Raw genomic sequence first — 17,763 nt, forward strand, 5'->3', positions numbered from 1 at the left:
GATGTCGCGGACAAACTGTTGACGAGCTCGTGCAATGGATGGAGCAGGAAGCCTCACTCGGTCGCTTTTCAGATCGCTGAGGCCCCAAGCTGACCTGAAGGCGGCCGCTATCGGAGCGGTCGTGCTTCTGCGCGAGTGGGTGCAGGACAAGCGCGAGGAAAGACTTCACGGCGCCCGCGCGGCCGCCAGGGACAAGACCAAGGCCAAAGCCGTCGTCGAGCGCGAGCCGCCGCCGCGCGTGGTCGCGCTGGTCGAGTGCTTTATGCCGCGCCGGGTCGGGATCAGCATGACGGTGCTGCTCCTGATCGGAAGCTGCGGCTTCGGTATCGTCAAGGGCGGCCATTTCCAGGATTTCATCACCGCGGTCAACGATACCCGCAACGCGCTGGCCAATTCCGCGGGCTTCCGCATCACCTCCGTCGTGATCAACGGCCGCAAGCAGCTCAGCCAGGATGAGATTCTGGCGATCGGCGGCGTCAGCGGCCGCTCATCGCTGCTGTTCCTCGACGCCGACGCCGTGCGCGACAAGCTCAAGGGCAATCCCTGGATCGCGGATGCGACCGTGCTGAAGCTCTATCCGGGCCAGCTCATGATCGAGCTCACCGAGCGCAAGGCGTTCGCGCTGTGGCAGGAGGCCGGCCGGCTTTCCGTCATCGCCGATGACGGCGCCGTGCTCGAGCCCTATGTCTCGCGCCGGTTCCTGTCGCTGCCGCTCGTGGTCGGCAAGGGCGCCGATACGCAGGCCCGCGATTTCCTCGCGCTGCTGGCGCGCTATCCGCAAGTCAATTCGATCAACAAGGCCGCGATCTTCGTCGGCGAGCGGCGCTGGAACCTGAGGCTCAAGGATGGCCTCGATATCCGACTGCCCGAGCAGGACGTCGGCAACGCGCTTGCGATGCTGTCCAGGCTCGACAAGGAGGACAGGCTGTTCTCCCGCGACATCGTCGCCGTCGACCTGCGCCTGCCCGATCGGCTTGTGGTGCAGCTGTCCGAGGACGCCGCCAAAGCGCGCGAAGATTTGCTCAAGGACAAGAAGAAGAAAAAGACCGGGGACGCCGCATGACCGGTCTTGATCGCACCCAAACGCCGAAGACACGCCCGATGTCGCACAAGCGCAGCGGCCTCGTCGCCTGCCTCGACATCGGTACCAGCAAGATCGCCTGCATGATCGCGCGGCTGAGGCCGTCGGCGCCGAGCGAAGCCCTGCGCGATCGGACCCATGCGGTGGAACTGATCGGTTACAGCCAGATCCAGTCGCGCGGCATGAAGGCCGGCGCGGTGGTCGATCTAGGCGAATGCGAGCAGGCGGTGCGCCAGGCCGTCGGGCTTGCGGAGAAAATGGCCAAGGTGCGGGTCGAGTCCGTGTTGCTGTCGGTCTCCGGCGGCCGGCTCTCCGGCCAACTGGTCGAAGCTGCGGCCGACATCCGCGGTGGCGCCGTGACGCCGGCCGATGTCAGCCGCGTCACCTCCACCGGCATGCGCCACGCCACCGGCGAAGGCCGCACGGTGCTGCACGCGCTGCCGGTCGGCTACACGCTCGACGGCGTCAAAGGCATCCGCGATCCCCGCGGCATGGTCGCGCATCAGTTCGGCGTCGACATGAACGTCGTCACCTGCGACGCCACCGTGGCGCGCAACCTGATGCTGGCGGTCGAACGCTGCCACATCAACGTCGAAGCCATGGCGGCGAGCCCCTATGTGGCCGGCCTGTCGGTGCTGACCGACGACGAGGCCGATCTGGGCGCGGCCGTCGTCGAGATGGGCGCGGGCACGACAACGATCGCGGTCTATTCCGGCGGCCGGTTCGTGCATGCCGCGGGTTTTGCGGTCGGCGGGCAACATATCACGATGGATCTGGCGCGCGGACTCTCCGCGACCATTGCCGATGCCGAGCGAATCAAGACGTTATACGGGACCGTCATCACCGGCGGATCGGACTCGCGTGAGCTGATGTCTGTACCGACAGCCGGTGACGAACAGGATCTGCCGCAGATCGTCTCCCGCGCTACCATCGCCAATATCGTCAAGCACCGTGCCGAGGAAGTCTTCGAAATGGTTCGGGACAAGCTGAAGGATTCGCCCTTCGCCTCGGAGCCCAACGGCCGCGTCGTGCTCTCCGGCGGGGCCTCGCAGCTCACGGGTCTCGTCGAACTGGGAACGCAGATTCTCGGCCGGCCCGTGCGGGTCGGACGTCCGCTCGGTTTCGGCCGGCTGCCCAACGAGGCGAAGAACGCCGCGTTCGCGGTGCCTGCCGGACTTCTCGTCTACCCGCAATATGTTCACCAGGAACATGTCGAACCGCGGCATACGCGGCAGCAGGTCAAGACAGGGACGGGCGGCTATTTTGGAAAGGTCGGACGATGGCTACGCGAGGGCTTCTGATGAACCGGTTCCGCAATCTTCGAATTTCACCAACTCCCGCGGCCGTCGGCCGGGGCGAACCCACGCGCGCGTGATCGAGAGGCAAACATGACCATCAGCATCAATGCTCCTGATATTCACGAACTGAAGCCCCGCATCACCGTGTTCGGCGTCGGCGGCGCCGGTGGTAACGCCGTCAACAACATGATCACGGCGGGCCTTCAGGGCGTCGACTTCGTCGTCGCCAACACCGACGCGCAGGCGCTGACGATGTCGAAGGCGCAGCGCATCGTGCAGATGGGCACGGCGGCGACGCAAGGATTGGGCGCAGGCTCGCAGCCGGTCGTCGGCGCGGCCGCGGCCGAAGAGGTGATGGACGAACTCCGCGACCATCTCTCGGGCGCCAACATGGTGTTCGTCACCGCCGGCATGGGCGGCGGCACCGGCACCGGTGCGGCTCCCGTGATCGCCAAGATCGCCCGCGAGATGGGCATCCTTACCGTCGGCGTCGTGACCAAGCCCTTCCACTTCGAGGGCGGCCGCCGCATGCGCACCGCGGAAGCGGGCATTAACGAGCTGCACAAGGTCGTCGATACGCTCCTGATCATCCCGAACCAGAACCTGTTCCGGGTCGCCAACGAGAAGACCACCTTCGCCGACGCCTTCGCGATGGCCGACCAGGTGCTCTATTCCGGCGTTGCCTGCATCACCGATCTGATGGTCAAGGAAGGCCTGATCAACCTCGACTTCGCCGACGTGAGAGCGGTAATGAAGGAAATGGGCAAGGCGATGATGGGCACGGGCGAAGCCTCCGGCGACAAGCGCGCGCTGACCGCCGCTGAAGCCGCGATCGCCAACCCGCTGATCGACGATAGCTCGATGAAGGGCGCCAAGGGCCTCCTCATCTCCATCACTGGCGGCAAGGATCTCACCCTGTTCGAGGTCGACGAAGCTGCGACCCGCATCCGCGAGGAAGTCGACCAGGACGCCAACATCATCGTCGGCGCGACCTTCGACGAAGCGCTCGACGGCCTGATCCGCGTCTCGGTCGTCGCCACCGGCATCGAACAGGCCGCGATCGCCCGCAACAGCCAGGCCACCAGCGCTCCCGTCGCGAACGCGGCGCCGCAGGCACAGCAGGCTCCCGCTGCTCCGGCCGCGGTTGCCGAGAGCCGCCTCGCCGATCTGACCGCGCGGCTGCGCGCCGACAATCAGCGCATGGCCGAGCGCGCCCAGAAGCTGGAAACGCAGATCCCGGCCGCCGCACCGGGCCAGTTTGCCGCCGCTCCCATGGCTCCGCGTGCGAACGTCGAGCGCGCTGCGCTCGCCGCCATCGCTGCCGCCGTTGCGGACGTGCCGCAGGCTCCCGCCCCGATGCAGACCTATGGCGACGTCACCGTGCGCCCGATCGCGCAGAAGCCCACGCTGTTCCCGGAGCCTGAGCAGGCGCCGATGGCCATGCATGAGCAGATGACGCCGGAAACCTTCATCCCGCCGCAGGCGGAGCGTGCGCCGGTCCGCACACCGCGGATGCCGCGAATCGAAGAACTGCCGATGCCGGCCCAGGCCGAGCTTCGCCAGGCCCGCGGCGAGCTTGAAGAAGAGACCCCGCAGAAGACCCGCCTGTCGCTGCTCCAGCGCCTCGCCAATGTCGGCCTAGGCCGTCGCGACGAGGAGAGCGAGGCACCGATCGCGGCTCGTAGCGCCGGTCCCACGATGCCGCCGCTGCCCGATCGCCGGACCCAGAAGACCGTGGCGCAGCAAATCGCGTCCAGCGAGCCGGTGTCCGAGTATGCCCGCCGTCCCGCGCCGCAGGGCCTGGACATGCATGGCCGTCCCGCGCCTGTTGCCCCGGCGCCACAGGGAGACGACCATCTTGATATCCCGGCCTTCCTGCGGCGGCAGGCGACCTGAGGATTGTTACAATAAGGCAGACGAAAAAAGGTCCCGGCGGGAAGCTTGCCGGGACCTTTGCTTTTGTCCGGTACATATCCGGATTGCGTCGCCAAGCAGCTGATTTTAAATCATTAATTACGTATTCGATGGTTCAGTAAAACTGCCGATAACGGTCCCGAACTTCGCTCTAATTTGGTTAAGCCTTGGCGCGAATACGGCAGGTTTGGGGTAACAATCGGTAAAAAAGCGTGAGTTGGCGCTGTTTGAGGCAGTGACTATGGTTTGTCGTGACTTGGGGATACGGATTCGGAGCGGGCGGCCTTGGCCGGTCAGTCGGGTTCAGTATAAGTCGCGATGGTCGTAGTGGGGCGGTTCCTGATGAAATTTAGCCGGCAAACAACGCTTCGTGCGCAAGCCTCCGTGGCAGGCGTCGGCGTTCATTCCGGTCTTCCCGTCACTCTCACGCTTGGGCCCGCTTCTGTCGACGCGGGTTTTATTTTTGTCCGCACAGGGCTCGAGGGAAGTGACCGCGAAGTTCAGGCGACCGCCGAGCAGGTGATCGCGACCGATTTCGCCACCGTCCTCGGCGATCGCAGCGGCCCGCTGGTTTCCACCGCCGAGCATGTACTTGCTGCGCTGCGGGGCATGGGCGTCGACAACGCCATTATCGAGATCGACGGGCCGGAAGTGCCGATCATGGACGGCAGCGCCGCGGCCTTCATTGCAGCGATCGATCAGGCCGGCATCGTGACCCAATCGGCACAGCGCCGCTTCATTCAGGTTTTGAAGCCGATCTCGGTCAAGGTCGGCGATTCCTTCGGCGAGATCAGGCCCTACGCCAACGGGTTCCGCGCCGAGGTCGAGATCGACTTCACCAATCCTGTCATCGGCCAGCAGAGCTACGCCTTCGACCTCAACCCGGAGCGTTTTCGCCGCGAAGTCGGCCGGGCTCGGACGTTCGGTCTGATGTGCGACGTCGCGCGGCTCTGGAGCGCCGGCTATGCGCTCGGCGCCTCCTTCGACAACACCGTCGTGTTCGACGAGGAGCGGCTGCTCAACACCGAGGGCCTCCGCTACGCCGACGAATGCGCCCGCCACAAGGTGTTGGACGTGATCGGCGACCTTGCGCTGGCCGGTCTGCCGCTGCTTGGCGCCTATCGCTCGGTCCGTGGCGGCCACAAGCTCAACCACGCCGTCCTGACCGCGCTGCTCGCCGACCGGACCGCCTGGCGGGTGGTCGAGGGCGAGGCGGCCCGCCGCACCACCGCGCGTCCCGTGGGCGAAGTCGGTCGTGGCATCGTCGGCGGCCGGATCGCCGCGGCCTACGGGCCGGACGTTTCCTGAAGAGAGACGTGTCCTGACGGACCTCTCGTCGCGGCCACTTGTACCCGCCGACCCCAGGAAACTCCTGGTAACGATGATCGGCTAGGATCGCGGCGCGTTCGCCTTAATCCGGGCGAAATGCCTGCCTATCCGGTTGGTTCAAGATCGTTTTTCGGTTACACCGGCGTAGTCGCATGGCAGGCACCACGGCTACTTTTCGCGCCCATGACGCGGTTCATGGGCTGGCGGACACCGCACCATAGGGCGTCAGGGCAATACTCATGTCGGCACAGCGTATGACGCGCGGATATCTCCAGGTCTCGTCTCGAGTCCGTGGATCGCTCAAGGCTGCCACCTTCTTCGTACTCGCGCTGCCGCTGGGCGGCTGCGGCACCGGCGCGCTTTGGGACAAGTTCACCGCCAAGGACGACACCTTCGTCGAGGAGCCCGCCGACAAGATCTACAATGAGGGCCTGTACCTCATGAACGAGAAGAAGGACATGAAGGCGGCGAACAAGAAGTTCGAAGAGGTCGACCGCCAGCATCCTTATTCCGACTGGGCCCGCAAATCGCTGCTGATGTCCGCCTATTCGTCCTATCAGGCCGGCGACTATGACAGCTGCATCGGCGCGGCCACCCGCTACGTCACGCTGCATCCCGGCAGCCCGGATGCGGCCTATGCGCAATACCTGATCGCCGCCTCGCATTACGACCAGATCCCGGACATCAGCCGCGACCAGACCCGCACCGAGAAGGCGATCGCCTCGCTGGAAGAGGTGGTGCGCAAATATCCGACATCCGAATATGCGACCTCGGCCAAGGCCAAGATCGAGGGTGCGCGCGACCAGCTCGCCGGCAAGGAAATGAATGTCGGCCGCTACTACGCGCAGAAGCGCGATTACACGGCGGCGATCAACCGCTACAAGGCCGTGGTGACGCAGTACCAGACCACCCGCCATGTGGAGGAGGCGCTGTACCGCCTGACCGAGGCCTATATGGCGATCGGCATCGTCGGCGAGGCCCAGACGGCCGCCGCCGTGCTCGGGCACAATTTTCCTGACAGCCGCTGGTACAAGGACGCCTATAATCTTGTAAAATCCGGTGGTCTCGAACCGAGCGAGAATCAGGGGTCCTGGATTAGCAAGACCTTCAAGAAAATGGGCCTCGGCTAGGAAATAGAATTCCATGCTCGCGCGTCTGTCGATCCGTGACATCGTCCTGATCGAACGGCTCGATATCGAATTCGCAACGGGCCTCGCGGTTTTGACCGGCGAGACCGGTGCGGGCAAATCCATCCTGCTCGATGCCTTTGCGTTGGCGCTCGGCGGCCGCGGCGACGCCGGCCTCGTGCGCCACGGCGCGGAGCAGGGGCAGGTCACTGCCGTGTTCGATATCCCCAAAAATCACCCCGCCGCGAAGATCCTCGCGGAGAACGGGCTGGAGGATACCGGCGAGATGATTCTCCGCCGGGTCCAGTTCGCCGACGGCCGCACCCGCGCCTTCATCAACGACCAGTCGATCAGCGTGCAGACGCTGAAGGCGGTCGGCGCCGCCCTGGTCGAGATCCACGGCCAGCACGACGAGCGCGCCCTGGTCGACGCCGCCACCCACCGCCGCCTGCTCGACGCCTTCGCCGGTCTCGAAAAAGATGTCTCGGCGGTCGAAGCGCTCTGGGATGCACGTCGCACCGCCAACACCGCGCTGGAGGAACATCGCGCCGGCATGGAGCGCGCCGCGCGCGAAGCGGACTACCTCCGCCACGCCTCGGACGAATTGAAGCAGCTCGCGCCCAGGGACGGCGAGGAGACCTCGCTGGCTTCCCGCCGCACGACCATGATGCAGGGCGAGAAGATCGCCTCCGACCTGCGCGAAGCGCAGGAAGCGGTCGGCGGCCACCATTCGCCGGTCGCGACCCTGTCGGCCGCGGTGCGCCGGTTGGAGCGCCGCGGCGCCAGTTCGCCAGCACTGGTCGAGCCGGCGGTGAAGGCGATCGACATCGCGATCAACGCGCTGGAAGAGGCCGACCAGCATCTCCAGGCTGCCTTGGCAGCGACGGACTTCGATCCTTCGGAGCTCGAACGCATCGAGGAGCGGCTCTTCGCCTTGCGTGCAGCGTCTCGCAAACATTCGACGCCGGTCGACGGGCTTGCCGCGCTTGCCGCCAGATATGCTGCGGAAATCGTGCTGATCGATGCCGGCGCCTCGCGGCTGAAAAAGCTGGAGCAGGCCGCGATCGAGGCCGACGCCCGCTATGCCGCCGCCGCCAAGAAGCTGTCGATGGCGCGGCAGAAATCGTCCGAAAAGCTCAACAAGGCCGTCAATGCCGAACTCGCGCCGCTCAAGCTCGAACGCGCAAAATTCATGACCCAGGTCCAGACCGACGAGGCCACGCCGGGTCCGCAAGGGTTCGACCGCGTCGAGTTCTGGGTGCAGACCAACCCGGGCACCAAGCCAGGACCGATGATGAAGGTCGCCTCCGGCGGCGAGCTGTCGCGTTTCCTGCTGGCGCTCAAGGTCGTGCTGTCCGACCGCGGCTCGGCGCCGACCCTGGTATTCGACGAGATCGACACCGGCGTCGGCGGCGCGGTCGCGGACGCCATCGGCGGGCGCCTGGCGCGGCTCGCCGGCAAGGTCCAGGTGATGGCCGTGACCCACGCCCCGCAGGTCGCCGCCCGTGCCGACCTGCATTTGCTGATCTCCAAGGACGCGCTGGACAAGGGCAAGCGCGTCGCCACCCGCGTCAATGCTCTGGCCGCCGACCACCGCCGAGAGGAAATCGCCCGCATGCTCGCCGGCGCCGAGATCACGGCCGAGGCAAGGGCGGCCGCGGACCGGCTGCTCAAGGCGGCGACGGCGTAGGCCCCGTGTCCCGGACGCGCGCAAGCGCGAGCCAGGACCCAGAACGTTATGTCCGGGGTACGAAACTGTAACCGCCTTTACCCTCCCGCCCGCTCCGTCGTATCCAAGCACCATGGCCAGAGCAGCAAAATCCAAACCGCTTCCCGACGTCGCCGACCTCACCAAGGCGCAGGCCAAGGTCGAGCACATGCGGCTCGCGCTCGAGATCGAGGGGCATAACGAACGCTACTACCAGGACGACGCGCCCACCGTCACCGATGCCGAGTATGACGTACTACGCCAGCGCTTCAACGCGATCGAGAAGCGCTTTCCGGAATTCGTCAGCGCGGACTCGCCGTCGCAGAAAGTCGGTGCTGCACCGTCAGGCCGCTTCAAGAAGGTGCGGCATGCCGTCCCCATGCTGTCGCTCGACAACGCCTTTGCAGAAGAGGATCTGCGCGACTTCGTCGGCCGGATCGTGCGCTTCCTGAAGCTCGACGACGACAAGATCGATTTCTCCGCCGAGCCGAAGATCGACGGCCTCTCGATGTCGCTGCGCTATGAGGGCGGTGAACTCGTCACCGCGGCGACTCGCGGCGACGGCGCGGTAGGCGAGGACGTCACCGCCAACATCCGCACGCTCGAAGACGTGCCCGAGAGGCTGAAGGGCCGCAACGTCCCCGAAATCTGCGAGGTGCGCGGCGAGGTCTACATGACCAAGAAGGCCTTCCTCGCGCTCAACGAGCGGCAGAAGGCTGAAGGCAGCACCATCTTCGCCAATCCGCGCAACTCGGCCGCGGGCTCGCTCCGGCAGAAGGATCCCACCATCACCGCCTCGCGCCCCCTCGGCTTCTTCGCCTATGCCTGGGGCGAGATGAGCGCGATGCCGGAGGGCACGCAGAGCGGCATGATCCACTGGTTCGAGCGCTGCGGCTTCAAGACCAACCCGCTGACCAGGCTCTGTCACTCCGTCGAGGAGCTGCTCGCTTTCCATCATTCGATCGAGGAGCAGCGCGCAAAACTCGACTACGACATCGACGGCGTCGTCTATAAGGTCGATCGCATCGACTGGCAGGAACGGCTCGGCTTCGTCTCGCGCACGCCGCGCTGGGGCATCGCGCACAAATTCCCGGCCGAGCAGGCCATGACGGTGCTGCGCGACATCGAGATCCAGGTTGGCCGCACCGGCTCGTTCACGCCGGTGGGCAAGCTCGAACCGGTCGGCGTCGGCGGCGTGATCGTGCAGAACGTCACGCTGCATAACGAGGACTACATCAAGGGCATCGGCAACAAGGGCGAGGTGCTGCGCGAGGGCCGCGACATCAGGATCGGCGATACCGTCGTGATCCAGCGCGCCGGCGACGTCATCCCGCAGGTGGTCGACGTCGTTCTCGATAAGCGGCCGAAGGCTGCCAAGGAATTCCAGTTTCCGAAGAAGTGCCCGTGCCCGTTGCACACCGATGTCACGCGCGAGGAGACGGCGGCGGGAGAGGAGGGCTCACGCGCTCGCTGCACCGGCGAGTTCGCCTGCCCCTATCAGAAGATCGAGCATCTGAAGCTGTTCGTGTCGCGCCGCGCCTTCGACATCGACGGTCTTGGCGAGAAGCAGCTCCAATACTTCTTCGACGAGGGCTTTGTGAAGGAGCCGGCCGACATCTTCACGCTGGAGAAACGCAACGCAAAACTCAAGCTGGAAGACATCGAGGGTTACGGCGAAACCTCGGTGCGAAATCTGTTTGGCGCGATCGAGAGCCGTCGGAAGATTGCACTCGAGCGCTTTATCTACGCGCTCGGCATGCGCCATATCGGCGAGACCACAGGGCTGGCGCTGGCGCGCGGCTACGGCTCCTGGGACGCCTTCCACGATGCCGGCCTCAAGGTCGCCAAGGGCGACGAGGAGGCGATGGCCGAGATGGATGCGCTCGACCAGATCGGCGAGACCGTGATCAAGAGCATCGCCGATTATTTCGGCGAGAGCCACAATCGCGGCATCGTCGAGCGGCTCACCAAGGAGATCGAGATCATCGACGCCGAGAAGCCGAAGAGCAACTCCGCCGTCGCCGGCAAGACCGTGGTGTTCACGGGCTCGCTGGAGAAGATGACACGCGACGAGGCCAAAGCCACCGCTGAGCGGTTAGGTGCAAAGGTGTCCGGATCGGTGTCCAAGAAAACCGATCTCGTCGTCGCCGGCCCCGGAGCGGGTTCGAAGCTCGCGGAAGCCAACAAGCATGGCGTCAAGGTGCTGACCGAGGACGAGTGGTTGACGCTGATCGGGGAGTGAGGTTCTCCTTCGCAATGACGGGGAGAGGGCATACCGCCCCTCACATCATCCCGCTCTCTTCCTCCTCCGCCTGCTCGATCAAGGTCTCGCTCACCACAACCTCGCGGCGGGGGACGAGGAAGATCATCGTGCAGGCGCAGAGCAGGGAGATTGCCAGCACGGCGGAAGTGAGCGGCAGCGTGGTCGCGGAATGGCCGCCGAGATAGGCGCCGAACTGCGACATCAGCGCGCCGATGCCTTGCTGGAGGAAGCCCATCGCGCCTGATGCGGTACCCGCGGCCTCCGGGCGGATGCTGATCGCGCCCGCGGCCGAGTTCGCCATCACGAAGGCATTGCCGGCCATCACGATCATCTGGGTGCCGAACAGCCATGCCGGCGCCTCGTTCCAGCCTGTGAAGCTCCAGAGCAGGTTCAAAAGGCTGCCGCAAAGCTGGAGCGCGACGCCGAACCAGATCAACTTCTCCAGCGAATGCCTGGGCGCGAAGCGCACGCAGAGCAGATTGCCGACGAGATACGCAAAGCCCGTCGTTGCAAACCACGCGCCGTATTCGGCGCTGGTCCTGCCCATCTGCGTCACCACAATGTAGGGACCGCCGCCGGCGAAGGTGAAGATGATCTGCGAGGCCAGCACCTGGCACATCACGTAGCCGACGAAGGCGCGGTTGCGAATGAGAATGCCGACGTCGCCGCGAAAGCCGCTGCCGGCGGCGCGGGTGCGGCGCGTCTCCGGGAGCGCGACCGCGATGCCGACGGCGACAATGATCGCGGCGATGGTGATGACGTAGAAGATCGCGCGCCAGCCGAATGCGGTCTCGATCAGGCCGCCGGTGAGCGGGGAGACCATCTGTCCGATCATCAGCGCCGCGACCACGAGGCTGATCATCGAGGCGACGCGGTCGCGCGCGTAGATGTCGCGGATGATGGCGCGGCTCACCACCATGCCGGCGGCGCCGCCCAGCGCCTGGAAGAAGCGCGCGGCGATCAGCTGCGGCAGGGTTTCCGCGAAGATGCAGGCGATGCTGGCGACCACCATCAGCGCCAGTCCTCCGAGCAGCACCGGGCGCCGTCCGAACCGGTCCGACAGCGGGCCCATGATGAGTTGCGACAGCGCGATGCCGACCATGTAGAGCGACACCGTCATCTGCGCGACCGAGATGTCGCTGCCAAATGTTGTCGCCAGCACCGGCAGCGCCGGAACCAGCATATAGAGCGAGATCGGCGCGATCCCGGTCATGACGACGAGCAGCAGCAACACCAGGCGCGAGGTCGCGATGTTCTTCGCCGTTTCCGGCGGCTTGCTGATCATGCCGTGCATGCGTGTCCGTCTCGTGGAAATTCGAATCGGACTGTAGCGTGCTCGCGCAAGACGGATATCGGCGTTTCGGAATGCGGCTATACGGATTCCGGGACGGTTATGATAACAGCGCGATGGCGACGAATTGGGCGCGGTTCGCGCCAGAATGAGAGTCCGTTGCGAAAGCAGCCTTGCGCAAATCGCTTAGTGCCATGCGGCTTCGGGACGGCGCGCTCACGCCGTCAGTTCCGCCGTCGCTTGATCGAGCCAGGCCTTCGTCGCCTCGTCCAGCGCCGGCCGGACCTCGGCCCTCACACGCGCGTGGTAGGTATTGAGCCAGTCGAACTCGTCCTTGCCCAGCATGCCGACATCGATCAGCCGGCGGTCGATCGGCGCCAGGGTCAGAGTCTCGAACGCGTTCATCGATTTCTCCGCGCCCTTGATGTCGGCTTCGACCACCAGTTCGAGGTTCTCGATGCGGATGCCGAAACCGTCGGTCTTGTAGTAGCCTGGCTCGTTGGACAGGATCATGCCGCGCTTCAGCGGTGTGGTGCCGAGCTTCGAAATCCTCGCCGGTCCTTCGTGCACCGAGAGATAGCTGCCGACGCCGTGGCCGGTGCCATGCTCGAAATCGACGCCGGCGGCCCAGAGATATTGTCGCGCGAGTGTGTCGAGCTGCGCGCCGGTGGTGCCGTCGGGAAAGATCGCGCGTGCGATCGCGATGTGTCCGCGCAGCACGCGCGTGAAGCGGTCGCGCATCTCGCCGGTGGGGTCGCCGACCGCCATGGTGCGGGTGACGTCGGTGGTGCCGTCTTCATATTGCGCGCCGGAATCGATCAGCAGGAGATCGCCGGGGACGATCCGCCGGTTGCTTTTGCGGGTGACGCGGTAGTGCACGATGGCACCGTTCGGGCCCGTGCCTGATATGGTCGGGAATGACACGTCCTTCAGCGCGCCGGTGTCGCGGCGGAATGTTTCCAGCGCCTCGACCGCGTCGATCTCGGTGAGCTTGCCGCTTGCCGCCTCGCGGTCGATGAAGGCGAGGAAGCGCGCCAGCGCCACGGCGTCGCGCCGGTGCGCCGTCTGCGTGCCCTTGATCTCTGTCGCGTTCTTGACCGCCTTGAGCAGCGCAATCGGATCGCTGCCGCGCACCGGCTTGCCGCCGGCGCCCGTGATCAGCCGGCTGAGGGCGTCGGCCGCGGTCGCATTGTCGAGTGCGATCGATGCACCGCTCTTGGCGAGCGCCATCAGCGTCGGCGCCATCGCGTCGGGCTCGCGCACGTCGGCGGACTGCTCGAGATGGTCGCGGGTCAGATTGGAGAGCTTGCGGTGGTCGATGAAGATGGTCGGCCGTCCGTCCTTCGGCACCAGCGCATAGGACAGCGGCAGCGGCGTATGCGCGACGTCGGCGCCGCGGATGTTGAAGGTCCAGGCCACGGCATGGCTGTCGGACAGCACCAGCGCCTCGGCGCCGAGCTTGCCGATCTCGCTCCTGATCCGCGTCAGCTTCTCGGCTTCAGTGACGCCGGCATGTTGCATCCCGTGCACCGCGACCGGCGCAATCGGCGGCTGCGGCCGGTCCTGCCAGATCGCATCGACCGGATTGCTGTCGACGGCGACCAGCTCGGCGCCGGCCTTGGCGCAGGCGGCGGACAAACGCTCGGCTGCCGCAAAAGTGTGCAGCCACGGATCAAATCCGAGGCGGTCACCTGCCCGCAGGTGTGCCGATACCCAGCTTTCCGGCGGGGGATCGGTCAGGGATTCCACGGCCCAGGCCCTTGCATCGACCTGCTTGGCCGCCTGGATCGTGTAGCGGCCATCGACGAACAATGCGGCCTCGTGGGTTAGCGCCACCGCCAATCCCGCTGAGCCCGTAAAACCGGTCAGCCAGGCCAGACGCTCTTCCGAGGGCGGCACATACTCATTTTGCTGCTGATCGGCGCGCGGGATCACGAAGCCGGTCAACTTGCGGCGGGCGAGCTCTTCACGGAGCATGGCCAGCCGGGCCGCCAATGCGACGCCGGCCTCAGGCTCCTCGAATGTCTGGAAATGCGCTTCGAACATGGTGGATCACTTTAGGATCATGACGATCAGTCCGCAATGTAGACGCATTCGAGGCCGCATCTGGCATGGACTGTGCTTGAACAAGTTCCATTCGAATTGAGTGGAGTACAGGATGCAGCAGTTGCGCTTCGTCCGGATAACAGGGAAATTCGAGCAAGTGGTTCGTCTCAACGGCGAGGGGACACACGATGCCAGCGTTCACGTTTGAGAAGATTCCGCCGCCGGTGCGCCGCGCCCCGGTTGCGGCGACACCGAAGAAGCCGCGCGGCCTCCTCAGCCAGATGATAGACCGTTTCGCCGAACGCCGCGCAAAGCGGGCGTTGCGCGCATCGACGCGCCGTGACGAGAAGCCTGCGAAGTAGTGCGGCGCCGAACGCAGCGCCAATCCACCCTACGAAAGCTTCCGCAGCAACAGGCTGCTCCACCCTTCGATCCGCAAATGCTTCAGCGGCACGAGGCCGCGCGCGCGGTAGGCGGCGATCACGGCGGGGGCCTGGTGTGTCAACAGGCCGGAGAGGATGACGCGTCCGCCGGGCGCGAGGTGGGCCGTCATCGGGCCCGCCAATTGTCGTAACGGATTGGCAAGGATGTTGGCCAGCACCAGGTCGAAGGGGCCGCATCTGCCAAAATCAGGCGCGGCGAAGCCGGTGGCGCAGATCAGCCGCATTTGGTGACCAACCTCATTCAGGGAGGCGTTCTCGGCTGCTACCCGTACCGAGGCCGGGTCGATGTCGGAGGCCAGCACGGTGCGATGCAGCGCCTTCGCCGCCGCTATTCCCAGCACGCCGGTCCCGGTGCCGAGGTCGAGCAGGTTCCTTGGCCGGGAGCTCTTCAGGACATGGTCAAGCAGCAGTAAACAGCCGCGCGTGGTGCCGTGATGCCCGGTGCCGAAGGCGAGGGCCGCCTCGATCTCGATGGCGAGCTTGTTTGGCGTCACGCGGTCGCGGTCGTGGCTGCCATGGACGACGAAGCGCCCAGCCGGCACCGGGACGAGATCTTCCAGGCTCGCCTTGACCCAGTCTTTGGCCTCGATCGTGTCGAAGGCGAGCGTTGCCGCGAACTCGTTTCCTGCTGAGGTTGCAATGAGTTCGCGCAGCCATGCCTGGTCCGGCGCGTCCGCGAAATGCAGCGCGACGTCCCATTGTCCGTTCGGCTGCTCGAAGGCGGCGACCGCCGCATCGCCCTCGAAAAACACCTCGTTGAGCACGTCCACAACACGCTTGGCGGCGATCTCGCTGCCGATCGAAAAGCTGGCGCGATGGGTGGGGGAAGACTGCATCCTAGGGTTCTGTCCGGTTCAATTTTTGGAACTTTTGTTCGCAATTTTTCGCACAACTTGCAATCTTGGGGTTAACCCGACCGCAGGTTGTGCTCCGTATATTTCCGGACGTTGAGGTCAACCAACACAGCTTGAAATGGAAATGGAGGCGAAACTTGAAGCGCATGATTTTGAAGTTCTGGTCCGACGATTCGGGTGCAACCGCAATCGAGTACGGCCTGATCGCAGCCGGTATCGCGCTGGCGATCATCACGGTGGTGAACAGCCTGGGTACCACGATGAACGAGAAGTTCACTTCGATTAGCACCTCCTTGAAGTAATTTCCGCCTCCCATTTTTCAGCGACGTTACTTTCTTCATAAGACTGATTTCGACCAGCGCCCGTCGGGGGATTGCCCCTGGCGGGCGAAGTCGTTTTGGGGACTGGTTTTCGAAGGTGATGCCCACAGGCTATCCGCTCGTTCTCCGGACATTGTCCACGGCCTTATCCCGTACTCATCCCCAGATTTTCCACCGACTTGTGCCCAGCTTGGCCCGGCGGGCCGAGACGGGCAACCCACCGCTCTTTCACCGCGCTACCAACAGCCTGTCCACAGCTCGTCCACAGGCCTATCCACGGCTTCCGAACAGCGACCGGTGATCCCTCAGGATCGCCTGCGCGGCGTTGTGGCCGGGGGCGCCGGTGACGCCGCCGCCGGGGTGGGCGCCGGAGCCGCAGTGATAAAGGCCCTTCAGGGGCCCGCGATAATCGGCGTGGCCTAGCATCGGCCGCGCCGAGAACAGCTGGTTCAGCGTCAGCGCGCCGTGGAAGATGTCGCCTCCCAACAGGCCGAACTGCCGTTCAAGGTCGAGCGGTGACAGGATCTGGCGGCCGAGCACGCTTGTCGCAAAACCCGGCGCGTATTTGTCCACCGTCGCGATCATGAGGTCGGCCACCTCGTCGCGATGGTCGTCCCACGACTTTCCATCGGGAAGCTCCGGCGCGACATGCTGGCAGAACAGGCTCGCGACATGTTGCCCTGCGGGCGCGAGCGTGTCGTCGAGCGTGGAGGGGATCAGCATTTCCACGACAGGCTCTCGGCTCCAGCCGTGCGCGCGGGCATCGAGAAAGGCGCGGTCCATGTAGCCGAGACTCGGGGCCAGGATGATGCCCGAGGTGAGATGATCGCCGTCGCCTGGCAGCGTCGTGAAGGAGGGCAGACGGTCCAGCGCCACGTTCATGCGGAAGGTGCCGGAGCCGTTCTTCCAGTGCCGGATGCGGTCGAGGAAGTTTTGGGGCAGGGCATCGGCGGCGATCAGCCGCGTATAGAGCAGCTTCGGATTGACGCTGGCCGCGACATATTTCGCGCGGATGGTCGTCCCGTTCTCCAGCGCCACGCCGACCGCGCGGTCGCGCTCGACGATGACCTCGCGCACGCCCGCATCGGTGTCGATCACAACGCCGCGGTCGCGCGCGGCGCGCGCCATGGCTTGCGTGATCGCGCCCATGCCGCCGATGGCGTGGCCCCAGACACCCTTCTTGCCGTTCACCTCGCCGAAGGCGTGATGCAGCATCACATAGGCCGAGCCCGCGGCGTAGGGGCTGGCGTAGTTGCCGACGATGGCGTCGAAGCCGAACAGCGCCTTGACCAGATCGTGCTCGAAACGTTCGTCCAGCATCTCGCCGGCCGAGCGGGTGAAGAGATCGAGCAGATTGCGGCTCTGCTCCAGTGTCAGCCCGCGCAGGATGTTGGCGCTCTGGAATGCATTCACGGCCTCGCGGATCGCAGGCGTGCCAAAACCGTCGAGCATATTGGGCGGCGCGCGCAGCACGAATTGCCTGAGCACGTCGGCGATCTCTTCCAGCTCGCGCGAAAATCCGTCGAGCGCGTTTGCGTCATGGGCGCTCAGCCGTGCGACGGACGCCTTCGTCCGTCCTTCACCGGTGAGGAGATAACTGCCGTCGGGCGCGGGCAGGAAATTCTGCGCGCGCCGCTCGACGACCCGCAGGCCCTGCTCGGCCAGCTTGAGGTCACGGGCCACCTGCGGATTGAGCAGGCTCACGGTGTAGGCAGCGACCGAATTGCGGAAGCCCGGATGAAACTCCTCCGTGACCGCGGCCCCGCCAACCACCTTGCGGCGCTCGACCACGTGCACGCGCAAGCCGGCCATCGCGAGATAGGCCGCGCAGGTCAGGCCGTTGTGGCCAGCGCCGATGATGATGACGTCGGTTTCGATCATGAAGGCGCCAAGCTGTTCCACATTCATTCCGGGACGGTCTGACGACCAGGTTCGGAATGACATCTGTATATCAAGCATTCTCCGCTGCAACATCACGACACCCTTTATTGCCCGTTCAGGCGTCGTGTGCTCCATTGCGCGCGTCCGGTGCCCGCCGGAGGAGTAATCCGACGCGTTTTCGCGCACGAACCGGTGCCCATTTCGCTGG

The 17,763-nt window shown here is 65.2% G+C and carries 13 protein-coding genes; 9 read left to right on the forward strand and 4 right to left on the reverse strand.

Going from position 1 to position 17,763, the window contains the following annotated elements; translation table 11 throughout:
• Window positions 1–34 precede the first annotated feature (34 nt).
• From ABIB00_RS12970 to ligA, 7 genes are all read left to right on the forward strand, one after another.
• Window positions 35–1,063, forward strand: a complete 1,029-nt coding sequence (locus tag ABIB00_RS12970; protein ID WP_354104606.1) for a cell division protein FtsQ/DivIB — start codon at window positions 35–37, stop codon at window positions 1,061–1,063.
• Window positions 1,060–2,382: a cell division protein FtsA gene (gene ftsA, locus ABIB00_RS12975; RefSeq protein ID WP_247347727.1), complete on the forward strand. Its 1,323-nt coding sequence runs from the start codon at window positions 1,060–1,062 to the stop codon at window positions 2,380–2,382. The genes ABIB00_RS12970 and ftsA overlap by 4 nt, the downstream gene beginning before the upstream one ends.
• A gap of 87 nt (window positions 2,383–2,469) precedes the next feature.
• Window positions 2,470–4,275, forward strand: a complete 1,806-nt coding sequence (ftsZ, locus tag ABIB00_RS12980) for a cell division protein FtsZ (RefSeq protein ID WP_354104607.1) — start codon at window positions 2,470–2,472, stop codon at window positions 4,273–4,275.
• Between the two features lie 360 nt (window positions 4,276–4,635).
• A complete protein-coding gene (gene lpxC, locus ABIB00_RS12985) occupies window positions 4,636–5,601 on the forward strand; it encodes a UDP-3-O-acyl-N-acetylglucosamine deacetylase (protein WP_247347722.1) in 966 nt (321 codons plus the stop codon).
• Between the two features lie 260 nt (window positions 5,602–5,861).
• On the forward strand, window positions 5,862–6,752 hold the full coding sequence (locus ABIB00_RS12990) for an outer membrane protein assembly factor BamD (protein WP_247347720.1): 891 nt from the start codon (window positions 5,862–5,864) through the stop codon (window positions 6,750–6,752).
• A 13-nt stretch (window positions 6,753–6,765) separates the two neighbouring features.
• Entirely contained in the window at window positions 6,766–8,439 is a 1,674-nt protein-coding gene (gene recN / locus ABIB00_RS12995) for a DNA repair protein RecN (RefSeq protein WP_354104608.1), read from the forward strand.
• A 112-nt stretch (window positions 8,440–8,551) separates the two neighbouring features.
• The gene (ligA, locus tag ABIB00_RS13000) at window positions 8,552–10,699 is read left to right on the forward strand and encodes an NAD-dependent DNA ligase LigA (RefSeq protein WP_354104609.1); all 2,148 of its coding nucleotides are present in this window, start codon (window positions 8,552–8,554) and stop codon (window positions 10,697–10,699) included.
• Between the two features lie 40 nt (window positions 10,700–10,739).
• Here ligA and ABIB00_RS13005 read toward each other — a convergent pair whose 3' ends face one another.
• Together ABIB00_RS13005 and ABIB00_RS13010 are read right to left on the reverse strand one after the other, a co-directional pair.
• Window positions 10,740–12,014, reverse strand: a complete 1,275-nt coding sequence (locus ABIB00_RS13005; RefSeq protein ID WP_354104610.1) for a multidrug effflux MFS transporter — start codon at window positions 12,012–12,014, stop codon at window positions 10,740–10,742.
• A 213-nt stretch (window positions 12,015–12,227) separates the two neighbouring features.
• Entirely contained in the window at window positions 12,228–14,057 is a 1,830-nt protein-coding gene (locus ABIB00_RS13010; protein WP_354104611.1) for an aminopeptidase P family protein, read from the reverse strand.
• 188 nt (window positions 14,058–14,245) lie between these two features.
• On the opposite strand from ABIB00_RS13010, the gene ABIB00_RS13015 reads away from it, so the two are divergent.
• Window positions 14,246–14,419 carry a hypothetical protein gene (locus tag ABIB00_RS13015; protein ID WP_247347708.1) on the forward strand — a complete coding sequence of 58 codons (174 nt, stop codon included), beginning with the start codon at window positions 14,246–14,248 and terminating at the stop codon, window positions 14,417–14,419.
• Window positions 14,420–14,448: 29 nt separating this feature from the next.
• On the opposite strand, the gene ABIB00_RS13020 is transcribed toward ABIB00_RS13015, so the two are convergent.
• On the reverse strand, window positions 14,449–15,336 hold the full coding sequence (locus ABIB00_RS13020; RefSeq protein ID WP_354104612.1) for a 50S ribosomal protein L11 methyltransferase: 888 nt from the start codon (window positions 15,334–15,336) through the stop codon (window positions 14,449–14,451).
• Between the two features lie 164 nt (window positions 15,337–15,500).
• Here ABIB00_RS13020 and ABIB00_RS13025 point away from each other — a divergent pair, with 164 nt between their 5' ends.
• A complete protein-coding gene (locus ABIB00_RS13025; protein WP_456649783.1) occupies window positions 15,501–15,656 on the forward strand; it encodes a Flp family type IVb pilin in 156 nt (51 codons plus the stop codon).
• Window positions 15,657–15,944: 288 nt separating this feature from the next.
• Here the strand turns inward: ABIB00_RS13025 and ABIB00_RS13030 are convergent, their stop codons facing one another.
• A complete protein-coding gene (locus ABIB00_RS13030) occupies window positions 15,945–17,555 on the reverse strand; it encodes a phytoene desaturase family protein (protein ID WP_354104768.1) in 1,611 nt (536 codons plus the stop codon).
• Between the last annotated feature and the right edge of the window lie 208 nt (window positions 17,556–17,763).

This window comes from Bradyrhizobium sp. LB14.3 (genome assembly GCF_040547985.1).
In the GTDB taxonomy this organism is placed as follows: Bacteria; Pseudomonadota; Alphaproteobacteria; order Rhizobiales; family Xanthobacteraceae; genus Bradyrhizobium.

Bases quoted from the DNA above. Each gene is read 5' to 3' on its own strand.
- ABIB00_RS12990 (WP_247347720.1), top strand. From the start codon at position 5,862: ATGTCGGCACAGCGTATGACGCGCGGATATCTCCAGGTCTCGTCTCGA.
- recN (WP_354104608.1), top strand. From the start codon at position 6,766: ATGCTCGCGCGTCTGTCGATCCGTGACATCGTCCTGATCGAACGGCTC.
- ABIB00_RS13030 (WP_354104768.1), bottom strand. From the start codon at position 17,555: ATGATCGAAACCGACGTCATCATCATCGGCGCTGGCCACAACGGCCTG.
- ftsZ (WP_354104607.1), top strand. From the start codon at position 2,470: ATGACCATCAGCATCAATGCTCCTGATATTCACGAACTGAAGCCCCGC.
- ABIB00_RS13020 (WP_354104612.1), bottom strand. From the start codon at position 15,336: ATGCAGTCTTCCCCCACCCATCGCGCCAGCTTTTCGATCGGCAGCGAG.
- ABIB00_RS13015 (WP_247347708.1), top strand. From the start codon at position 14,246: ATGCCAGCGTTCACGTTTGAGAAGATTCCGCCGCCGGTGCGCCGCGCC.
- ligA (WP_354104609.1), top strand. From the start codon at position 8,552: ATGGCCAGAGCAGCAAAATCCAAACCGCTTCCCGACGTCGCCGACCTC.
- ABIB00_RS13010 (WP_354104611.1), bottom strand. From the start codon at position 14,057: ATGTTCGAAGCGCATTTCCAGACATTCGAGGAGCCTGAGGCCGGCGTC.
- ABIB00_RS13025 (WP_456649783.1), top strand. From the start codon at position 15,501: ATGATTTTGAAGTTCTGGTCCGACGATTCGGGTGCAACCGCAATCGAG.
- ftsA (WP_247347727.1), top strand. From the start codon at position 1,060: ATGACCGGTCTTGATCGCACCCAAACGCCGAAGACACGCCCGATGTCG.
- ABIB00_RS13005 (WP_354104610.1), bottom strand. From the start codon at position 12,014: ATGCACGGCATGATCAGCAAGCCGCCGGAAACGGCGAAGAACATCGCG.
- lpxC (WP_247347722.1), top strand. From the start codon at position 4,636: ATGAAATTTAGCCGGCAAACAACGCTTCGTGCGCAAGCCTCCGTGGCA.
- ABIB00_RS12970 (WP_354104606.1), top strand. From the start codon at position 35: ATGGATGGAGCAGGAAGCCTCACTCGGTCGCTTTTCAGATCGCTGAGG.